This window comes from Rhodococcus coprophilus NBRC 100603, from assembly GCF_001895045.1.
Lineage (GTDB): Bacteria > Actinomycetota > Actinomycetes > Mycobacteriales > Mycobacteriaceae > Rhodococcus > Rhodococcus coprophilus.
Window position 1 is genome coordinate 68,704 of the sequence record NZ_BDAM01000006.1, and the last position, 15,337, is coordinate 84,040.

18 protein-coding genes are annotated in these 15,337 nt (G+C 65.4%); 8 read left to right on the forward strand and 10 right to left on the reverse strand.

Annotated elements, in window-relative coordinates:
* Window positions 1–7: 7 nt before the first annotated feature.
* Both RDCOP1_RS11480 and RDCOP1_RS11485 read right to left on the reverse strand, forming a co-directional pair.
* Window positions 8–634: a TetR/AcrR family transcriptional regulator gene (locus tag RDCOP1_RS11480; protein ID WP_072700584.1), complete on the reverse strand. Its 627-nt coding sequence runs from the start codon at window positions 632–634 to the stop codon at window positions 8–10.
* Between the two features lie 50 nt (window positions 635–684).
* Entirely contained in the window at window positions 685–1,812 is a 1,128-nt protein-coding gene (locus tag RDCOP1_RS11485) for an NDMA-dependent alcohol dehydrogenase (protein ID WP_072700586.1), read from the reverse strand.
* A 151-nt stretch (window positions 1,813–1,963) separates the two neighbouring features.
* Between RDCOP1_RS11485 and RDCOP1_RS11490 the strand changes: the two genes are divergently transcribed.
* The 3 genes from RDCOP1_RS11490 to RDCOP1_RS11500 all read left to right on the forward strand — a co-directional run bounded on the left by RDCOP1_RS11490 (window position 1,964) and on the right by RDCOP1_RS11500 (window position 3,820).
* A complete protein-coding gene (locus RDCOP1_RS11490; protein WP_072700588.1) occupies window positions 1,964–2,413 on the forward strand; it encodes an SRPBCC family protein in 450 nt (149 codons plus the stop codon).
* Window positions 2,414–2,501: 88 nt separating this feature from the next.
* Window positions 2,502–3,164, forward strand: coding sequence for an enoyl-CoA hydratase/isomerase family protein (locus RDCOP1_RS11495; RefSeq protein ID WP_072700590.1), 663 nt, complete (start codon window positions 2,502–2,504; stop codon window positions 3,162–3,164).
* 44 nt (window positions 3,165–3,208) lie between these two features.
* Complete coding sequence (locus RDCOP1_RS11500) at window positions 3,209–3,820, forward strand: TetR/AcrR family transcriptional regulator (RefSeq protein ID WP_072700592.1); 612 nt, start codon at window positions 3,209–3,211, stop codon at window positions 3,818–3,820.
* Between the two features lie 21 nt (window positions 3,821–3,841).
* Here the strand turns inward: RDCOP1_RS11500 and hppD are convergent, their stop codons facing one another.
* On the reverse strand, window positions 3,842–5,047 hold the full coding sequence (gene hppD, locus RDCOP1_RS11505) for a 4-hydroxyphenylpyruvate dioxygenase (RefSeq protein WP_072700594.1): 1,206 nt from the start codon (window positions 5,045–5,047) through the stop codon (window positions 3,842–3,844).
* A gap of 180 nt (window positions 5,048–5,227) precedes the next feature.
* Here hppD and RDCOP1_RS11510 point away from each other — a divergent pair, with 180 nt between their 5' ends.
* Together RDCOP1_RS11510 and RDCOP1_RS11515 are read left to right on the forward strand one after the other, a co-directional pair.
* Window positions 5,228–5,746, forward strand: a complete 519-nt coding sequence (locus RDCOP1_RS11510) for an Lrp/AsnC family transcriptional regulator (protein WP_072700757.1) — start codon at window positions 5,228–5,230, stop codon at window positions 5,744–5,746.
* A 45-nt stretch (window positions 5,747–5,791) separates the two neighbouring features.
* On the forward strand, window positions 5,792–6,412 hold the full coding sequence (locus tag RDCOP1_RS11515; protein WP_072700596.1) for a class I SAM-dependent methyltransferase: 621 nt from the start codon (window positions 5,792–5,794) through the stop codon (window positions 6,410–6,412).
* 10 nt (window positions 6,413–6,422) lie between these two features.
* Here the strand turns inward: RDCOP1_RS11515 and RDCOP1_RS11520 are convergent, their stop codons facing one another.
* From RDCOP1_RS11520 to RDCOP1_RS11550, 7 genes are all read right to left on the reverse strand, one after another.
* Window positions 6,423–6,545 carry a VWA domain-containing protein gene (locus RDCOP1_RS11520; RefSeq protein ID WP_084722584.1) on the reverse strand — a complete coding sequence of 41 codons (123 nt, stop codon included), beginning with the start codon at window positions 6,543–6,545 and terminating at the stop codon, window positions 6,423–6,425.
* A 34-nt stretch (window positions 6,546–6,579) separates the two neighbouring features.
* Window positions 6,580–7,080 (reverse strand): polyketide cyclase, encoded by a 501-nt coding sequence (locus RDCOP1_RS11525; RefSeq protein ID WP_072700597.1) that lies wholly within the window; start codon window positions 7,078–7,080, stop codon window positions 6,580–6,582.
* Between the two features lie 66 nt (window positions 7,081–7,146).
* Complete coding sequence (locus RDCOP1_RS11530; RefSeq protein WP_072700599.1) at window positions 7,147–8,001, reverse strand: SGNH/GDSL hydrolase family protein; 855 nt, start codon at window positions 7,999–8,001, stop codon at window positions 7,147–7,149.
* Window positions 8,002–8,292: 291 nt separating this feature from the next.
* Entirely contained in the window at window positions 8,293–9,051 is a 759-nt protein-coding gene (gene fabG, locus RDCOP1_RS11535; protein ID WP_072700600.1) for a 3-oxoacyl-ACP reductase FabG, read from the reverse strand.
* Window positions 9,052–9,097: 46 nt separating this feature from the next.
* The gene (locus RDCOP1_RS11540) at window positions 9,098–9,859 is read right to left on the reverse strand and encodes an SDR family NAD(P)-dependent oxidoreductase (RefSeq protein WP_072700602.1); all 762 of its coding nucleotides are present in this window, start codon (window positions 9,857–9,859) and stop codon (window positions 9,098–9,100) included.
* A gap of 150 nt (window positions 9,860–10,009) precedes the next feature.
* Window positions 10,010–11,227, reverse strand: a complete 1,218-nt coding sequence (locus RDCOP1_RS11545; RefSeq protein ID WP_072700604.1) for an acetyl-CoA C-acetyltransferase — start codon at window positions 11,225–11,227, stop codon at window positions 10,010–10,012.
* A 43-nt stretch (window positions 11,228–11,270) separates the two neighbouring features.
* Complete coding sequence (locus tag RDCOP1_RS11550) at window positions 11,271–12,416, reverse strand: acyl-CoA dehydrogenase family protein (protein WP_072700606.1); 1,146 nt, start codon at window positions 12,414–12,416, stop codon at window positions 11,271–11,273.
* A gap of 111 nt (window positions 12,417–12,527) precedes the next feature.
* Between RDCOP1_RS11550 and RDCOP1_RS11555 the strand changes: the two genes are divergently transcribed.
* The 3 genes from RDCOP1_RS11555 (at window position 12,528) to RDCOP1_RS11565 (ending at window position 15,329) form a co-directional block, all read left to right on the forward strand.
* On the forward strand, window positions 12,528–13,130 hold the full coding sequence (locus RDCOP1_RS11555) for a TetR/AcrR family transcriptional regulator (protein WP_072700608.1): 603 nt from the start codon (window positions 12,528–12,530) through the stop codon (window positions 13,128–13,130).
* A 121-nt stretch (window positions 13,131–13,251) separates the two neighbouring features.
* Complete coding sequence (locus RDCOP1_RS11560; RefSeq protein WP_072700610.1) at window positions 13,252–14,550, forward strand: hypothetical protein; 1,299 nt, start codon at window positions 13,252–13,254, stop codon at window positions 14,548–14,550.
* Complete coding sequence (locus tag RDCOP1_RS11565; protein ID WP_072700612.1) at window positions 14,547–15,329, forward strand: ESX secretion-associated protein EspG; 783 nt, start codon at window positions 14,547–14,549, stop codon at window positions 15,327–15,329. Before RDCOP1_RS11560 ends, RDCOP1_RS11565 begins: the two co-directional genes overlap by 4 nt.
* The last annotated feature ends 8 nt before the right edge of the window (window positions 15,330–15,337 follow it).

Here is a 15,337-nt window from a genome sequence, read left to right on the forward strand (position 1 = left end):
CCCCCTCCTACCGCGCCCCGACGGTGTTCCGGGCGATGACCAGATACCGATCGACGATCTCGTCGGGAGAAAGCGGGCCGTCCGGGCGGTACCAGCCCGCAACACCGACGCACATCGTCGTCACCGCCCTGCTCGCGTCCTTCGGGAACGGAGTGGTGAACACCCCGACGGCGAAACCGTCCGCGACGATCTCGTCCATCATGCGCTGCTGCTCGTCGCGCAGAGCGACGAATGCCGCACGAGCTGCCGGCTCCATACTGCGCATCTCGGTGGACGCCACGAACGCCTGGTCACGACGGACCATATGGAAACGCAGCAGTGATTCGACGACGGCGTCGAATCGTTCCCACGGCGTCGGGCCGGCCTCGGCGAGTGCGCGCCGGCTCCGGTCGAGCAGGTCGTGCATGACCGTAGTGGTGAGCGAGACGAGCAACGCCTGCTTCGACGGGTAATGGTGGTACAGACCTGGGACCGACAATCCGGACCGCGACGCGATCTCCCGAATCGAGGTTCCGTCGTAGCCTCGTTCGGCGAATGCCTCGAGGGCTGCCGCAAGAGGTTTCGGCAGAGTCGGTGGCCCGTAGTGACGCCACGACCCGACGTCGCCGGAGACCGGATCCTCGTGCATGTCCATGGACAACACCGTAAGGGACGGTCCCCGGCACCTACGCCGGACGGGAGAGGTCAGTAGTCGTCGTCGCCGTACAGAATGACGCCGCGCAGGTTCTTGCCGTCACGCATGTCGGCGTAACCCTGGTTGATGTCCTCGAGTTTGTAGGTAGCGGTGACCAGGCCGTCGAGGTCGAGTTGCTTGTTGCGGTAGAGGTTGAGCAGCTTCGGAATCTGCGAGCGTGGCCCGGTGCCGCCGAAGATGGCTCCCTGCAACCTCTTCTGAAGCAGAGTCAGTTCGAACAGACTCAGTGTCACCTGCGTGTCGGCAGCGTTGCCCATGCCTACGACGACTACCTGTCCGCCCTTCGCCGTCACCCCGAGTGCGGGCGCGATGATGTCGCCGTGGATCTCACCGACGGTGATGATGGTGACGTCTGCCATTGCACCCCAAGTGATCTCGCCGATAACCGGCGCCGCTTCCTCGAGAGACCCGAAGGTGTGCGTGGCGCCGAAATCCTTGGCCTTCTGCCGCTTGTACTCGACCGGATCGACCGCGACGACGAATCGGGCACCCGCGTGGGCTGCGCCCTGCACCGAATTGATGCCGACGCCCCCGATACCCACGACCACGACGGTGTCGCCGAGCTTGGTACCACCGATCTCGGTGGCCGAACCCCACCCGGTGGCCACACCACAGCCGAGGAGCGCGGCCTTCTCGAGCGGAATATCCTTCTCGATCTTGATGACCGAAGCCTCGTTGACGGTGACATACGGAGCGAACGTCCCCAGCAGGCACATCTGCAACACCGGGTCGCCGTTCAAGCCCACGCGATAGGTCTTGTCCGAGATCGCCTGCCCGGTAAGCAACCCTGCTCCCTCGTCGCAGAGGTTCTGCAATCCCTTGGCGCATGCCCGGCAGCGGCCGCATGCAGGGATGAACGCGAGGACCACATGGTCACCCTCCTCGAGGGTCGTCACGCCCGGCCCCACTTTGGTGACGACGCCGGCGCCCTCGTGCCCGCCTACTACCGGAAAGAACGGAAGCGGGGTCGCGCCGGTGCGAAGATGCTCGTCCGAGTGACACAGCCCGGAGGCCGCGAGCCGGACCTGCACCTCACCGGCCACCGGGTCACCCAGATCGATCTCTTCGATCTCCCACGGGCGGTCGATTCCCTTGATCACTGCCGCTTTCGTCTTCACTGTGGCCTCCTGCGCAGGATAATTGTGATATGCGTCACGCCGAAGTCAAGCACTGTTACCGCGATCGGGCAGCGAATTCGGGATTCCCCCCGTCCCGGCGATACGCAAAGCCGTACCCTCCGTCGCACTCACTCCTCGAAGGACCCGTGCAATGATCCACCTCCGCCACAGCGCGACCGCCGAGATACCCGCAGACCGTGCGTTCACCTACGTCGACGATCACCGCACCGTCCCCGACTGGATGTTCGGTGTCACCCGCTTCCAGCCGGTGGGTAAGCAGGTCAGCGGCCTGGGTGCACTCTTCGACGCCTCCATGCGTCTCGGGCCCCGAAGCCTCGACTCCCGGGTGCAGGTCGTCGAATGGGAGTACGGGCGTTCCATCGTGCTGGAGTCCGTTGCCGGCATCCGGTCGGCATCGTCGTGGACGTTCGCCGAGATCAGCGGAGGAACCTCGCGCCTCGACGTCGATTTCGCCTATCAACTTCCGGGCGGTCTCGCGGGACGCGCCCTCGGCAAACTCATCGAGCCGATCGTCGACACCGCGATCCGGGAGACCGAACGGGCACTTCGGGTTCAGCTCAGCCGGCTCCCACGGTCGTAGCGGCGAGCAGTTTCAGAGCGTGTGCTCTGTTACTGTCTCCGTGTTCCGTCACCCAGTGGGGAACATGCCTACGGAAGGGAGTCGTGCCATGCCATCGATCGTTCGAGAAGGTCCGATCTGGACCCTGAACCTCGGAGACGACGAGAACCGCTTCGGTCCGGAGTGGCTCACGTCCGTCAGCGAGTGCCTCGACGAACTCGAAGGCACCACCGAACCCGCCGCGCTGGTCACCGTCGGGGAGGGCAAGTTCTACTCGAACGGCCTGGACCTCGACTGGCTCGGACAGCACCTCGACGAGTACGCCTCGTACGTCGACCGGGTGCACGCATTGTTCGCGCGCGTCCTCACCCTCCCCTTTCCGACCGTGGCCGCGATCAACGGACATGCCTTCGGCGCGGGCGCGATGCTCGCCGTCGCACACGACTACCGGGTCATGCGAGACGACCGCGGTTACCTGTGTTTCCCGGAGGTCGACATCCACATTCCGTTCACGCCCGGCATGTCTGCTCTGATCACCAGCAAGCTTTCCCCTCGGACGGGACTGACCGCGATGACCACCGGGCATCGCTATCCCGGGCCGCAAGCGCACGAGGACGGTCTCGTCGACGCCACCGCCGACCTCGACACTCTGCAGTCCGCCGCGTCCGACATCGTGCGCCCACTCGCCGGAAAAGACCGCAATACCCTCGGTGCGATCAAGCAGACGATGTTCAGCTCCGTGGTCGAGGCACTTCGGCAGCCGATGGGCTGAGTGCGCCGCGGCAGCACCAGAGACAACCGACCTTCAGGGGCACAGTGGGACGACCTCGCCGACACGATCTCGACGAACTGCTCGATCACGCGCGGAAGTTGTGGGTTCGCCGAGGCGCCGCCGGGGTGACCATCCGCGGCCTCAGCGACGCCGCAGGAGTCTCGAACGGGGCCATCTACAACGCGTTCGGTTCACGGGACGGACTTCTCGCGGCCGTGTGGGCACGCGAGGCGTCGAGGTTCCTCGAGTTCCAACGCCATGCGGTCGAAACAAGCCTTGTCACAGCGGGTTCGACAGACGCTGTCGTCGCGGCGGCAACCGCGCCGGCCACCTATGCGGCGAGCGACGAACTGGGCGCTCAACTACTGCTCGCGGTGACACTCGACGACCTCGTCACCCCGGACCTTGCCGAGTCGCGCCGCCACGAACTGGTCGAACTGCAGCGGACTCTCACCGCGCTGCTCACCCGGCTCGCACACGAGCATTGGGGCAGGGACGACCGATCCGCGGTCACGGTGATCAAATACTGTGTGGTCGATCTTCCCGCCGCGCTGCTGCTCCGGGCGGACAGCGTCGCCGACCCACTGGCTGTGCACACGCTCGAACTCGCGGTGCGCGGAGTCGTCTCGAAGCCACCCCCAGCTCCGCCTCCGTGATCGAGCGTCTCGCAGGCGTCGTCAGAAGTTCCCCCGCGCCGCCTGCTCCCGCTCGATCGCCTCGAACAGAGCTTTGAAGTTGCCTTTGCCGAACCCGGCCGAACCGTGTCGCTCGATCAATTCGAAGAACACCGTCGGGCGGTCGCCCACCGGTTTGGTGAAGATCTGGAGCAGGTAGCCGTCCTCGTCGCGATCCACAAGGACACCACGGCTTTTCAACTCCTCGATCGGAACCCGGACGGCCCCGATCCGTGCGCGCAATTCCGGGTCCTCGTAGTACGCATCAGGCGTGGGGAGGAATTCGATGCCCTGATCGCGCATACGGTCCACCGCGGCAAGGATGTCGCGGGTCGCCAATGCGAGGTGCTGGGCTCCGGGACCCCGGTAGAAGTCGAGGTACTCGTCGATCTGCGAGCGCTTCCTCGCCAACGCCGGCTCGTTGAGCGGGAACTTCACACGGTGATTGCCGTTGCACACCACCTTGCTCATCAGAGCCGAGTAGTCGGTGGCGATGTCGTCGCCGATGAACTCGGCCATGTTCGTGAAACCCATGACGCGGCGATAGAAATCGACCCATTCGTCCATACGCCCGAGCTCGACATTTCCGACAACGTGATCGAGCGCCTCGAACATCCGCGTCGCCGTGTCTCCACGCCCCCCGAAGGAGGAGGTGCGTTCGACGTATCCGGGCAGGTAGACGCCCGAGTACCGCGATCGATCGACGAGCGTGTGCCGGGTGTCGCCGTATGTCGCGATGGCGGCAAGACGAACCGTGCCGTACTCGTCGGTGACGTCGTGCGGCTCGTCCAGGATGGTCGCGCCCTGTGCGCGAGCATGCCGGATGCATGCGTCGACATCCGGGACCTGCAGCGCGATGTCGACGACACCGTCTCCGTGCAGCCGATGACGGTCGGCCAGCTGACTGTCCGGATCGACTGCTCCGCTGATCACGAAGCGCACTGCGCCGCTCCGTAACACGTAGGAATGATGATCGCTGTTTCCTGTGGTGGGCCCGGAGTACGCGACCAACTCCATACCGAACGCGGACTGGTAGAAGTGCACGGCCTGCGTCGCGTTCCCTACCACCCACTCGACCGCATCCCAGCCGCTCACCGGGAAGGGATCGTGTGCGGCGTCGTACTCGATCGACCCGACGAGCCTGCGTAATTCGTCCGGGTCGAGACGAGCGAGTCGCTCGGTGTCGGTGAGGTCCCGTTCGAGAGTCATGGCCTTCTCCTGCCGCGAGCGCGCTGGTGATCTTCGTCGGATACGACCAGGAGAAACCCTCGCGGAGGAGGATGCAATCTCGTGTCGGTGAACTGAACGAGCAGACTCGAAAAACAAGCACCTCACCGGTTCAGCTATACAATCGGCACAGATTCCGAAACCTGCCGGGAAGGAATGATCATGCGCGAGGTCCTGCAACTCGACGAGTTGGATTTCGCGCTACTCGAAGTCCTCCACACCGATCCCAAGATCGGGGTACTGGAACTCTCGCGGCGACTCCGCGTCGCCCGTGCCACCGGATCCGCCCGCCTGCGGCGGCTCGAGGACGGCGGCCTGATCGCTGGGTACGAGCCACGACTCGACCTCGCCGCCGCAGGGTTCGTGGTGCAGGCTTTCGTCACAATGGAGATCGCACAAGGGGCGCTCGAGACGATACGTGAAGCGCTGGAATCGATTCCAGGGGTGTTGGAAGCGTTTGCCACCACGGGAACCGGAGATATTCTGTGCCGTATCGCCGCCGACTCCCATCTCGGCTTACAGCAGACCCTCATCGACCTGAACCGGTCGTCGATCATCACGCGGTCCACCAGCGTGATGGTGTTGTCGCAGGTCGTGCCGTTCCGAGTGATGCCGCTGTTGCGCACACTCGAACCCAGCGGGTCCGCGAAGGCGCCCGCATACCGGCCCCACGGCAGGTAGAACGGTAATGCGGCGTACCCGGCGCCGACCCGACGAAGGGCTGTCATGGGTTTCTACAGAGAGCGCATCCTTCCGCACTTGGTGAACGCTTCGTGCGGTTCGTCCCTGACGACAGCGTCACGTAGCCGCGTATGTACCGGGCTGAACGGACGGGTCCTGGAAATCGGATTCGGGTCGGGCCTCAACATCCCGCACTACCCGAACACGATCCGATCTGTCAGTGCCATCGAACCCGCCGACCTCGGATGGAAACTCGCCCGGTCGCGGCTCGCGCAGACGCAGATTCCCGTGGAAAGGTCGGGCCTGGACGGACAATCGCTGCCCTTCGACGACGACACTTTCGACAGCGCGCTGACCACCTGGACGCTCTGCACGATCCCCGACGCGGGTGCCGCACTCCGCGAAGTCCGCCGCGTCCTCGCACCGGGCGGCACGTTGCACTTCGTCGAACACGGCCTCGCTCCCGACGAAAACGTCCGGCGGTGGCAGCATCGGCTCGAACCGATCCAGAAAAGGGTCGCGGGAGGGTGTCACCTCACCCGCGATATACCGAGTCTCGTCCTCGGCGCGGGGTTCGATATCCGGGAACTCGACACCTATTACGAGGACCACGTCCCGAGACCCTTGGGCGCGTTGTCCCTCGGAGTCGCCGTACCGTCCCCGTAGCAGTACGGCTTCAGCCGACGATTCCCGCACCTTTCGCGGTGGTCGGCCAGTCGGGGAATTCGCTGAGCAACCGCCGGTACAGTTCGGCGTCACTGATCTTCGAGATGTCGTCGACAATGAAGGTTGGTGGGATAGTTTCCGGATAGCGGGCGCTATCGCACCAAAGATCATCGAGACGGAGTGTTTTCGGCCAGCCGTTTCAGGTTGAGCAGTTGCCTTCTCGCCATGACGAGGTCGCCGACGGACACCGCGAGTGCCAGCCAACCCGGCCCGCCCATGATCACCTTCATCAACAACTTCGTATGGGTCGCCGACGGGACGAGCATGTACGACACGACGGCACCCATGATGCGACCGGTGTAATGCACCTGCGGTTCGACAGCAAGCAAACGCCCTTGGGGGATGCCCGCCGTTCTCGTGAAATGTCGGCCCGGCTCCGGTGGAGGGAGGTCGAGTAGCCGTCGCGGGGAACGGCGCCCACCGTTGTCGATCCAGTCGTAGGAGTAGGGCGCCACCTGGATCTGGGCGACCCAGCCCCAGACGACAGCAGCAGGCGCATGCACGGTGACGCCTCTCCACGCCTCGAGACTCGGAGCGGGAACGAAGTCGTCGCACGGGTAGCGGAGGGCAACCTCGTCGTCGGTCACTCCCCACCGGTCGGCCAACATGCGAGGAGGATCAGTCGTTCCGGGCGATCACGGGCACTTCTCGATGCGGTGCTGCCGCCTGCCCGGCTACCACGCCGCCACCACACGACTCGCCATATGCCGCATCCCAGCCGCCGTGGGATGCATCGGGGCAGCCAGCGACAACGACTGCTGTCCCTCGAACCAGCGTTGGTCGGGGAACGCACATGCGTCGTGCCCGACCGCGCCGCTCGCGACGTCCACGAATTCGGCTCCGGTGCTCGCCGCTGCACCGGCGAGCACACCGTTCATCCGGGTGAAGAATCCCTTGATCCAGGAAGCATCGGCGTCGCTGGTGGGGATGTTCGGCCAGCACCCACGGTCGCCGACGACACCTCCGTGCCCGACGAGCAGGACCCGTGCGCCGGGCGCCTTCTGCTTGATCTTCGTCAGGGTCGCCCTGACCTTCGGGGCGAGACTGTCGAGTGCCGCGGTCGCTCGAGCACCCGTTTCCGGGTTGTTGCGGCACTGCGCGTCTCCCCCGGGAAAGTCGGTGAAGCAGGCGGAAACCAGGTCACGCCATCCGACGTCGTTGCCGCCGATGCTGAGGGTGACCAGGGTCGTGTCCGGTGCGAGCAGATCGATCTGCCGAGGTACCTGCCCGGTCTTCGTATCCTGCGGAATTCTCGTGACATTGTCCGTGCGGGCCCCCGCGCACGACACGTTGGTGAACGACGCCGCACGAAGCGCGTGTGCCACCACCGATGGGTATCCGGCATCGGATCGGGCGCATCCCCCGATCATGGCAGCGGCGTCGAGATAGGGTCCCGCAGCACGTGAGTCACCGAGCGCGACGTATCGGACACCGGGATCCACTACCGTGTCGCTCATTGCCGATCCGGGCCACACCATGCTCACTGCCGCGACAGCTGCGACTATGGCCGCTCGCACGCCCGAACGCATTCTCATCGGACCCTGCACTGCGGGACAACGACATTCATGCTTCCTCCGATGGAACGCGACAGTTGCGGCAGGCGTTGACGCGTACCACGGATGTTTCCGCAGTAGGCGCCGCGCATACCCTCACCGTCTGAAATCGGACCGGCCGGGATTGTCGTTACGACTGTACGGAAGCGGCCCCTGATTCGACCGCTGTTTCACCAGAACGAAAGGTCATCCACGGGGACCCGACCCAACGACGACGCCGCGACCCCGAGGCTTCGGGTGTCGCGGCGCCGGTCGGCGATCAGGGGATCAGTCCTTCGGCCCTCCGGCCACGTAAATGACCTGGCCGGAGACGAACCCGGCGCCCTCGGACGCGAGGAACGACGCGGTGTGCGCGATGTCTTCGGGCTTGCCGACGCGCGCGACCGGGATCTGGGTCGCAGCGGCCTTCTTGTAGTCCTCGAACGGCACGCCGACGCGCTCGGCGGTGGCAGCGGTCATCTCGGTTTCGATGAAGCCCGGCGCGATCGCGTTGGCGGTGACGCCGAACTTGCCCAGTTCGATGGACAGTGTCTTGGTGAAGCCCTGCATGCCCGCCTTGGCCGCCGAGTAGTTGACCTGACCGCGGTTGCCCTGCGCCGACGTGCTCGACAGGTTGACGATCCGCCCGAACTTGTTGTCGACCATGTACTTCTGCGTTGCGCGCGCCATGAGGAACGCGCCCCGCAGGTGGACGGCCATGACGGCGTCCCAATCCTCGACCGTCATCTTGAACAGGAGGTTGTCGCGGGTGATCCCAGCGTTGTTGATCAACACGGTGGGTTCGCCGAGTTCGGTGGCGATCTTCTCCACTGCCGCAGCAACCGATTCTTCGTCGGCGACGTTCGCACCCACTGCGAGCGCCTTGCCACCGGCAGCCTCGATGGCAGAGACCGTGTCGGCGCAGGCGTCGGCGTCGAGGTCGAGAACAGCAACCTGAAGGCCGTCCTGGGCGAGTCGCTTGGCGACGGCAGCACCGATACCGCGTGCGGCTCCGGTGACGATGGCGGTGCGGACTGGTGAACTCACTGCAAACCTCCGTGGTGGGATGGATTGTCGGGGACGAGCAAAGCGATCAGTTGATGGTCAGGCCGCCGTCGACTGCGATGGTCTGGCCGGTCACGTAGGCAGCGGCTCCCGAGACCAGCCACACCGCGGTGGCGGCGATTTCGGCGGGGTCTCCGGTGCGGCCCAAAACGATTCGGGATTTCATGGCGTCGAGGTAACCGGGCTGGTATTCGTCGGTCATCTCGGTCCGGAAGAACCCGGGCGCAAGAGCGTTGACGCGGATGCCTTTCCGAGCTCCCCACTGCTGTGCGAGGTCGCGGGTCAGGCCGATGATGCCGGCTTTGCTCGCCGCGTAGGCGGCCTGCGGAAGACCCGCAGTGGTCAACCCCAGAACCGACGAGATGTTCAGGATCGAGCTTCCCGGTTGCATCACGCGCGCGGCGGCCTGCGCCGCCCAGTACGACCCGTTGAGGTTGATGTCGATGACGCGCCGGAACTGATCCGGGGTTTCCTTCGTCGCCGGTACGGCGGTACCGATGCCGGCGTTGTTGATGAGGATGTCGACCTTGCCGAGTTGTTCGACGGCCGCGTCGACCATGTGTTGCGCCTGCTCGGGCTCGGCGATGTCGGTTTCGACGGTCACTGCCCGGCGCCCTGTGGCGCGGACGAGTTCGGCAGTCTGCTCGAGCCTGTCGACGCGTCGCGCCGCGAGGACGACGTCCGCTCCGGCTTCGGCCAGCGCCCGAGCGAAGGCAACACCGAGACCCGAGGATGCGCCGGTAACGACGGCAACTCGGTCGTCGAGACGGAATGTGTCGAGCACGGACATGCGATGATCTCCTCGGTGTGACGGGGCCTACACAAGATGTATAGCCGAGTTCAGGCGGTTGCACAAACAATGCATGTTTGAAAAACGTTAGGCCGCATGTCTTTTCAGACATGCGGCCTAACGGTGGGATAGCTCGAACCTATGGGGAGATCAGCTGAGGCGCTCGAGCACCATCGCCATACCCTGACCACCACCGACACACATCGTCTCCACACCGAACTGCTTGTCCTGCTCACGCAGATTGTTCAGCAGCGTGTTCGTGATCCGCGCACCCGTCATACCGAACGGATGACCCAGCGCGATCGCACCACCGGAGACATTGAGCTTGTCCTCGTCGATCCCCAGCTCACGCGCCGAACCGAGCACCTGCACCGCGAACGCCTCGTTGATCTCGAACAGATCGATATCCGAAATCCCCATGCCGGCATTGGCCAGCGCCTTACGAGTGGCATCGATCGGACCGAGACCCATGATCTCCGGCGACAGCCCCGACACCCCGGTCGAGACGATCCGCGCCAACGGCGTCAACCCGAGAGCCTTCGCCTTGGTGTCGGACATGATCACCAGCGCCGCCGCACCGTCGTTGAGCGGGCACGCGTTACCCGCGGTCACCGTACCGTCGGGACGGAACACCGGCTTGAGCTGGCTGACCGCCTCGTAGGTGGTGCCGGGACGCGGGCCGTCATCGGTGGAGACGACAGTGCCGTCGGCGAGCGTGACCGGGGTGATCTCCTTCTCGAAGAACCCCGACTTGATCGCTTCCTCGGCCCGGTTGTGCGACCGCACGCCCCACCGGTCCTGGTCTTCGCGGGAGATCCCGGTGAAGGAGGCGACGTTCTCGGCAGTCTGGCCCATCGCGATGTAGACGTCGGGCAAGGTTCCTTCGGACCGCGGATCCGTCCAGGCCGTACCGCCCTGGGCAAGAGTTTCGGTCCGCGCCTCTGCGTCCGCGAACAAGGGGTTCTTGGTGTTCGGCAGGCCGTCTGCGTTGCCGGTCACGAAGCTCGACACCGACTCCACACCTGCGGAGATGAACACGTCACCCTCGCCGGCCTTGATCGCGTGCAGCGCCATGCGCGTGGTCTGCAACGACGACGAGCAGTAGCGGTTGACGGTCACGCCGGGCAGGAAGTCGTAGCCCAGCTGCACCGCGACGACGCGCGCGATGTTGAAGCCGGACTGGCCCGCGGGCTGGCCGCAGCCGACCATCAGGTCGTCGATCTCGGTGGGATCGAGTTCGGGAATCTTCGCCAGCGCCGCCGCGACCATCTGCGTGGTCATGTCGTCGGGCCGGAGGGTCTTGAGCGACCCCTTCATCGCACGCCCGATGGGCGAGCGTACTGCTGAGACGATCACTGCTTCGGGCATCGGAAGCTCCTTCGAGAAAGTGGGTTCGGATTCGCTGTCGGAACTACAGGCCGAGATCGCGGCCGATGAGTTCCTTCATGATTTCGTTGGTTCCGGCCCAGATCTTCGTCACCCGGGCGTCCTTCCATGCCCGCGCGACACGGTATTCGTTCATGTAGCCGTACCCACCGTGGATCTGAACACACGCGTCGAGGACCTCGGACTGGGTCTGCGCGCTCCACCACTTGGCCTTGGCGGCATCGACCGCGGTGAGCTTGCCGTCGGCGTGGGCTTCGACGGCCTGGTCGACGTACGCTTCGGCGACCTCGATCTTGGTGACCAGTTCGGCGAGCAGGAACTTGTTGTACTGCATGGTGCCGATGGCCTGTCCGAATGCCTTGCGTTCCTTCGAGTACTCGAGAGTCTCGAACAGGATGTGCTTGGCGTGGTGGACATTGTTGACGGCCGAGCCGAGGCGTTCCTGGGGCAGCAACTTCATCATCGAGATGAAGCCCATACCTTCTTCGCCGAGCAGGTTCTTGCCCGGTACGCGGACGTCCTTGAAGAACAACTCGGCGGTGTCGGCTTCGGGCTGCCCGACCTTGTCGAGCTTGCGACCGTTCTCGAAGCCCTCCATGCCGCGCTCGACGACGAGCAGCGAGATACCTTTCGCGCCCTTCGACGGGTCGGTACGGGCCGCCACGACCACCAGATCGCAGTTGTATCCGTTGGTGATGAACGTCTTGGCGCCGTTGAGGATCCAGTCGTCGCCGTCACGAACCGCGGTGGTCTTGAGGTTCGCGAGATCGGACCCTCCGGACGGCTCGGTCATGCCGATGGCGCAGATGAGTTCACCTGTCGCGCAGCGGGGCAGCCAGCGCTCGCGCTGCTCCTCGTTGCCGAGGTGGACGATGTAGGGAACGGTGATGTCCGAATGGATACCCATCGAGGACGACAACGCCATGTTGGCGCGCGCGAATTCCTCGGCAACGATCGCGTTGAAGCGGTAGTCGCCGGCCTCCATGCCACCGAATCGCTCCGGGATCTCGAGGCCCAGGAAGCCTGCCTTGCCGGCTTCGAGCCAGATGTCACGGGGGATCTCGTGACGATCGATGAGTTCCTCTGCGCGGGGCAGTACGAACCGATTCACGAACTCCCGGGCGGACTCGCGGAAGGCCTCGTGATCGGGACCGTACAGGGTGCGTCGCATCAACTGCTCCTCAAACAAATAAGCGAGTGCTTATTTTCTAAGCACTCGCTTATGATGAGGCGTTGTGGTGAGCCTGTCAACCACACGAGCAGGGCAGGAACTGGAGAAACCGTGACCACACCGAACCCCGGCGTCATCAGCACCTCGAAGGCAGCCGCGCGTCTACGCGAAGCCGCCATCGAAGCGTTCGCAGAGAACGGCTACGGCGGTACGACCACCCGGCAGATCGCGACCCGGCTGGATATGAGCCCCGCCGCGATGTATCCGCACTACAAGTCGAAGGAAGAACTTCTCTACGCCATCTCCTACGAGGGGCACGACCTCGCGTTGCAGGTCGCGCGGAACGCCGACATCCCCGGCGCCGACGCCACCACCCGGCTCGAGTCCGTCATCGGCCGATTCGCCGAATGGCAAGCCGAGCACCACCGGCGCGCCCGGGTCATCCAGTACGAACTGAACGCCCTGGCACGCGACCACTACCGCACCATCACCGGGCTTCGACGGCAGACCACGCAGGTCGTCAGGGATGTGGTGGACGCCGGGCTCGAGTCGGGTGAGTTCACGGTGCCCGACGCGGAGGGCGTCACCCTCGCACTCATGTCTCTGTGTGTGGACATCTGCCGCTGGTACCCGTCCGGCCGCTACAACGAACCCCAAGCGATCAGCACGCTCTACGCCGATCTCGCGCTGCGCCTGGTGGGTGCTGTGCGCTAGCATCGCGCCACCGACAGATCGGGGGGTCTTGTGGTGGGGGAACGTCATGTCGTGTCGAGGGGCGCTCAGGCGCTGACGTGTTCGTCGCGCTGTCCTCGCGTCGGACGCGGGCGGTAGCCGGATGTCGAACGACGAGAACCCGGTCGAAGAACTCCTGCAGCCACTTCTGGGTTCGGGTGCGCCGGGTTCGGTGACGCGGCGACAGGCCCGGCACGACGAACTGGCCGCGCGACTCGACGCGGGCGTCGACCCCGAATACATCCGGGACTTCGAGAATTTCCACAGCATGGAGCACGCCGAGATCTACCGGATCGCCCAGACCATCAGCCCTGTCGCCATGACCACCCTTGCCGGCGAGTGGGCCAAACTGGGCAAGGGTTTCAGTCTCGCGATCGCTCTCGGCACAGTCATGATCCGCGACCGGATCGCACGACACTGGGAAGGTGACGCAGCAACGGCCGCGCTCACCGCCACCGCGCGTTTCGGCGACTCCGCACAGCAACTCTGTGACGCAGCGCAGGCGGTGTCCCAGAAATTGCACATCGCGGCAGACGTCGGGGAACGAGTGAAGTCGTCGATTCCGCCGCCTGCGGAACGGATTCCGTCGGCGGTCGCCGCGCTGAATCCGGTGACGGAAGCGGAGGCCGTGCGGCAGGCGGAAGCGATTCGCGTGCAGTCGGTTCGCGTGATGGAGTCGCTGTACAAGCCGTACTACCGGGATTCGGGTGCTGCGGTACCGGTACTCCCTCCCCCCTACGTGGCGGCCACGGGTGCCGGTGGAGAGAACGCCCACGGCGCACGACGGCTCGACGACACGACCGGTGCGCGCGCCTCGGAAACGGGCACTCCCGTGGCAAGTCGGCTCGACGCGGATGAGCGAGCAGATCCCGGCACCGGGCCGTCGAATACGGGTGACAGCCCCGGCGAGAATGCGGCGAACACCTCTCCCCGGACGAGCAAAGGCGGCGCACCGCCCGGCGCATTCGAGGATTCCGGCCCGGCGACGACCACCCCGGCCGGAGCAGCGGGGCCCACGCCACTGCCCGGTCAGACGTCGGCTTCCCCGCAGTCCGGTCTTCCCGCCGGCCTCGGAACCTCCGGCAATGCAGGTATCGGCAGCACCGGAAGTGGAGGCGGAGGCGTCTCGTCGCCCTGGGGTTCGAGCCTCGGCGGACTCGCCGGCGGCGCACCGGTATCCACCGGTACCGACCGCCCGGGTCAAACCGCGGCGGCCGGATCACGCAACGGTGTTGCCCGGCCGATGGGGATGTATCCCGGCATGGTGCCACCCGGTGCGACGCAGAGCAGCGACGAGCAGCGGCGGGTGCCCAGCTACCTCGTCACCAACGACCACGGCAACGAACTCATCGGCTCGATGCCGGACACCGCACCGCCCGTTCTGGGAGCCGACCCCGCATGAGCCGGCGCCTGACGCCCGACCGGTTCCTGTCGCTGTGGACTGCTGCGGGAGGCGACGAGGTGCCGTTCCCGCTCCGGTACCGCTCGACAGCCGCCTGGGAGAACGAGTACGTCGCAGACCTGCGCGCCGCCGGGGAATGGCGGCGGCGTCTCGACGATCCCGCCCTGGAACACGCGGTCCGCACCTTGCACATGGGTGAAATTTCGATCGAGGTCTACGGAAGTTCCTGCCATCCCGGTGAATCCGTCTTCGCTTCGGGCGCCATCCTCGGTGAATCCGCAGTCCTGGCACGGCAGTACGAGAACGCGGGCGACATCGAAGTCGCCTGGATGCCCGCGGATCTGCTGGCCGCCGCCGTCGCCGGATTCCTCCCTGTCGTCCGGCCCGGCCGGATGAGCCGACAGACGGCTCCGGCGCGGGACATCCTCGATCCCGTCGATCGCGACGCCGTGCGCCTGCCGCAAGGAGGCAGCGCCGCACACGCGATCCGCGGTCTCCTGCTCCGCGAGAGAACTGCGACCGGCAGCGTCCGGTTCTTTCTCGGCGCCCCCGGGACCGCCTCCCGGGCGGTGTCGGGTGTCGGCTGGTTCGACGTCGTCGACGACGGCCGGTATCTGTTCGCCGAGGGAACCGACACTCGCGTAACCCCCGGTACGACCGATGTGCTGCGCGAGGAGGTGTCGTCACAGTTGAACGCGGCGCGTTCCGCACGCCGGGCGAGCACCGGGCAACCGCGACGCCGCATCGACGGACTGTCCGCGGCGATCCACGAACGCTGACCGTCGTC

Excerpts from the sequence above, each read along its gene's own strand:
- RDCOP1_RS11480 (WP_072700584.1), bottom strand. The coding sequence starts at position 634 with ATGGACATGCACGAGGATCCGGTCTCCGGCGACGTCGGGTCGTGGCGT.
- RDCOP1_RS11490 (WP_072700588.1), top strand. The coding sequence starts at position 1,964 with ATGATCCACCTCCGCCACAGCGCGACCGCCGAGATACCCGCAGACCGT.
- RDCOP1_RS11495 (WP_072700590.1), top strand. The coding sequence starts at position 2,502 with ATGCCATCGATCGTTCGAGAAGGTCCGATCTGGACCCTGAACCTCGGA.
- hppD (WP_072700594.1), bottom strand. The coding sequence starts at position 5,047 with ATGACTCTCGAACGGGACCTCACCGACACCGAGCGACTCGCTCGTCTC.
- RDCOP1_RS11510 (WP_072700757.1), top strand. The coding sequence starts at position 5,228 with ATGCGCGAGGTCCTGCAACTCGACGAGTTGGATTTCGCGCTACTCGAA.
- RDCOP1_RS11515 (WP_072700596.1), top strand. The coding sequence starts at position 5,792 with ATGGGTTTCTACAGAGAGCGCATCCTTCCGCACTTGGTGAACGCTTCG.
- RDCOP1_RS11525 (WP_072700597.1), bottom strand. The coding sequence starts at position 7,080 with ATGTTGGCCGACCGGTGGGGAGTGACCGACGACGAGGTTGCCCTCCGC.
- RDCOP1_RS11530 (WP_072700599.1), bottom strand. The coding sequence starts at position 8,001 with ATGCGTTCGGGCGTGCGAGCGGCCATAGTCGCAGCTGTCGCGGCAGTG.
- RDCOP1_RS11540 (WP_072700602.1), bottom strand. The coding sequence starts at position 9,859 with ATGTCCGTGCTCGACACATTCCGTCTCGACGACCGAGTTGCCGTCGTT.
- RDCOP1_RS11545 (WP_072700604.1), bottom strand. The coding sequence starts at position 11,227 with ATGCCCGAAGCAGTGATCGTCTCAGCAGTACGCTCGCCCATCGGGCGT.
- RDCOP1_RS11550 (WP_072700606.1), bottom strand. The coding sequence starts at position 12,416 with ATGCGACGCACCCTGTACGGTCCCGATCACGAGGCCTTCCGCGAGTCC.
- RDCOP1_RS11560 (WP_072700610.1), top strand. The coding sequence starts at position 13,252 with ATGTCGAACGACGAGAACCCGGTCGAAGAACTCCTGCAGCCACTTCTG.
- RDCOP1_RS11565 (WP_072700612.1), top strand. The coding sequence starts at position 14,547 with ATGAGCCGGCGCCTGACGCCCGACCGGTTCCTGTCGCTGTGGACTGCT.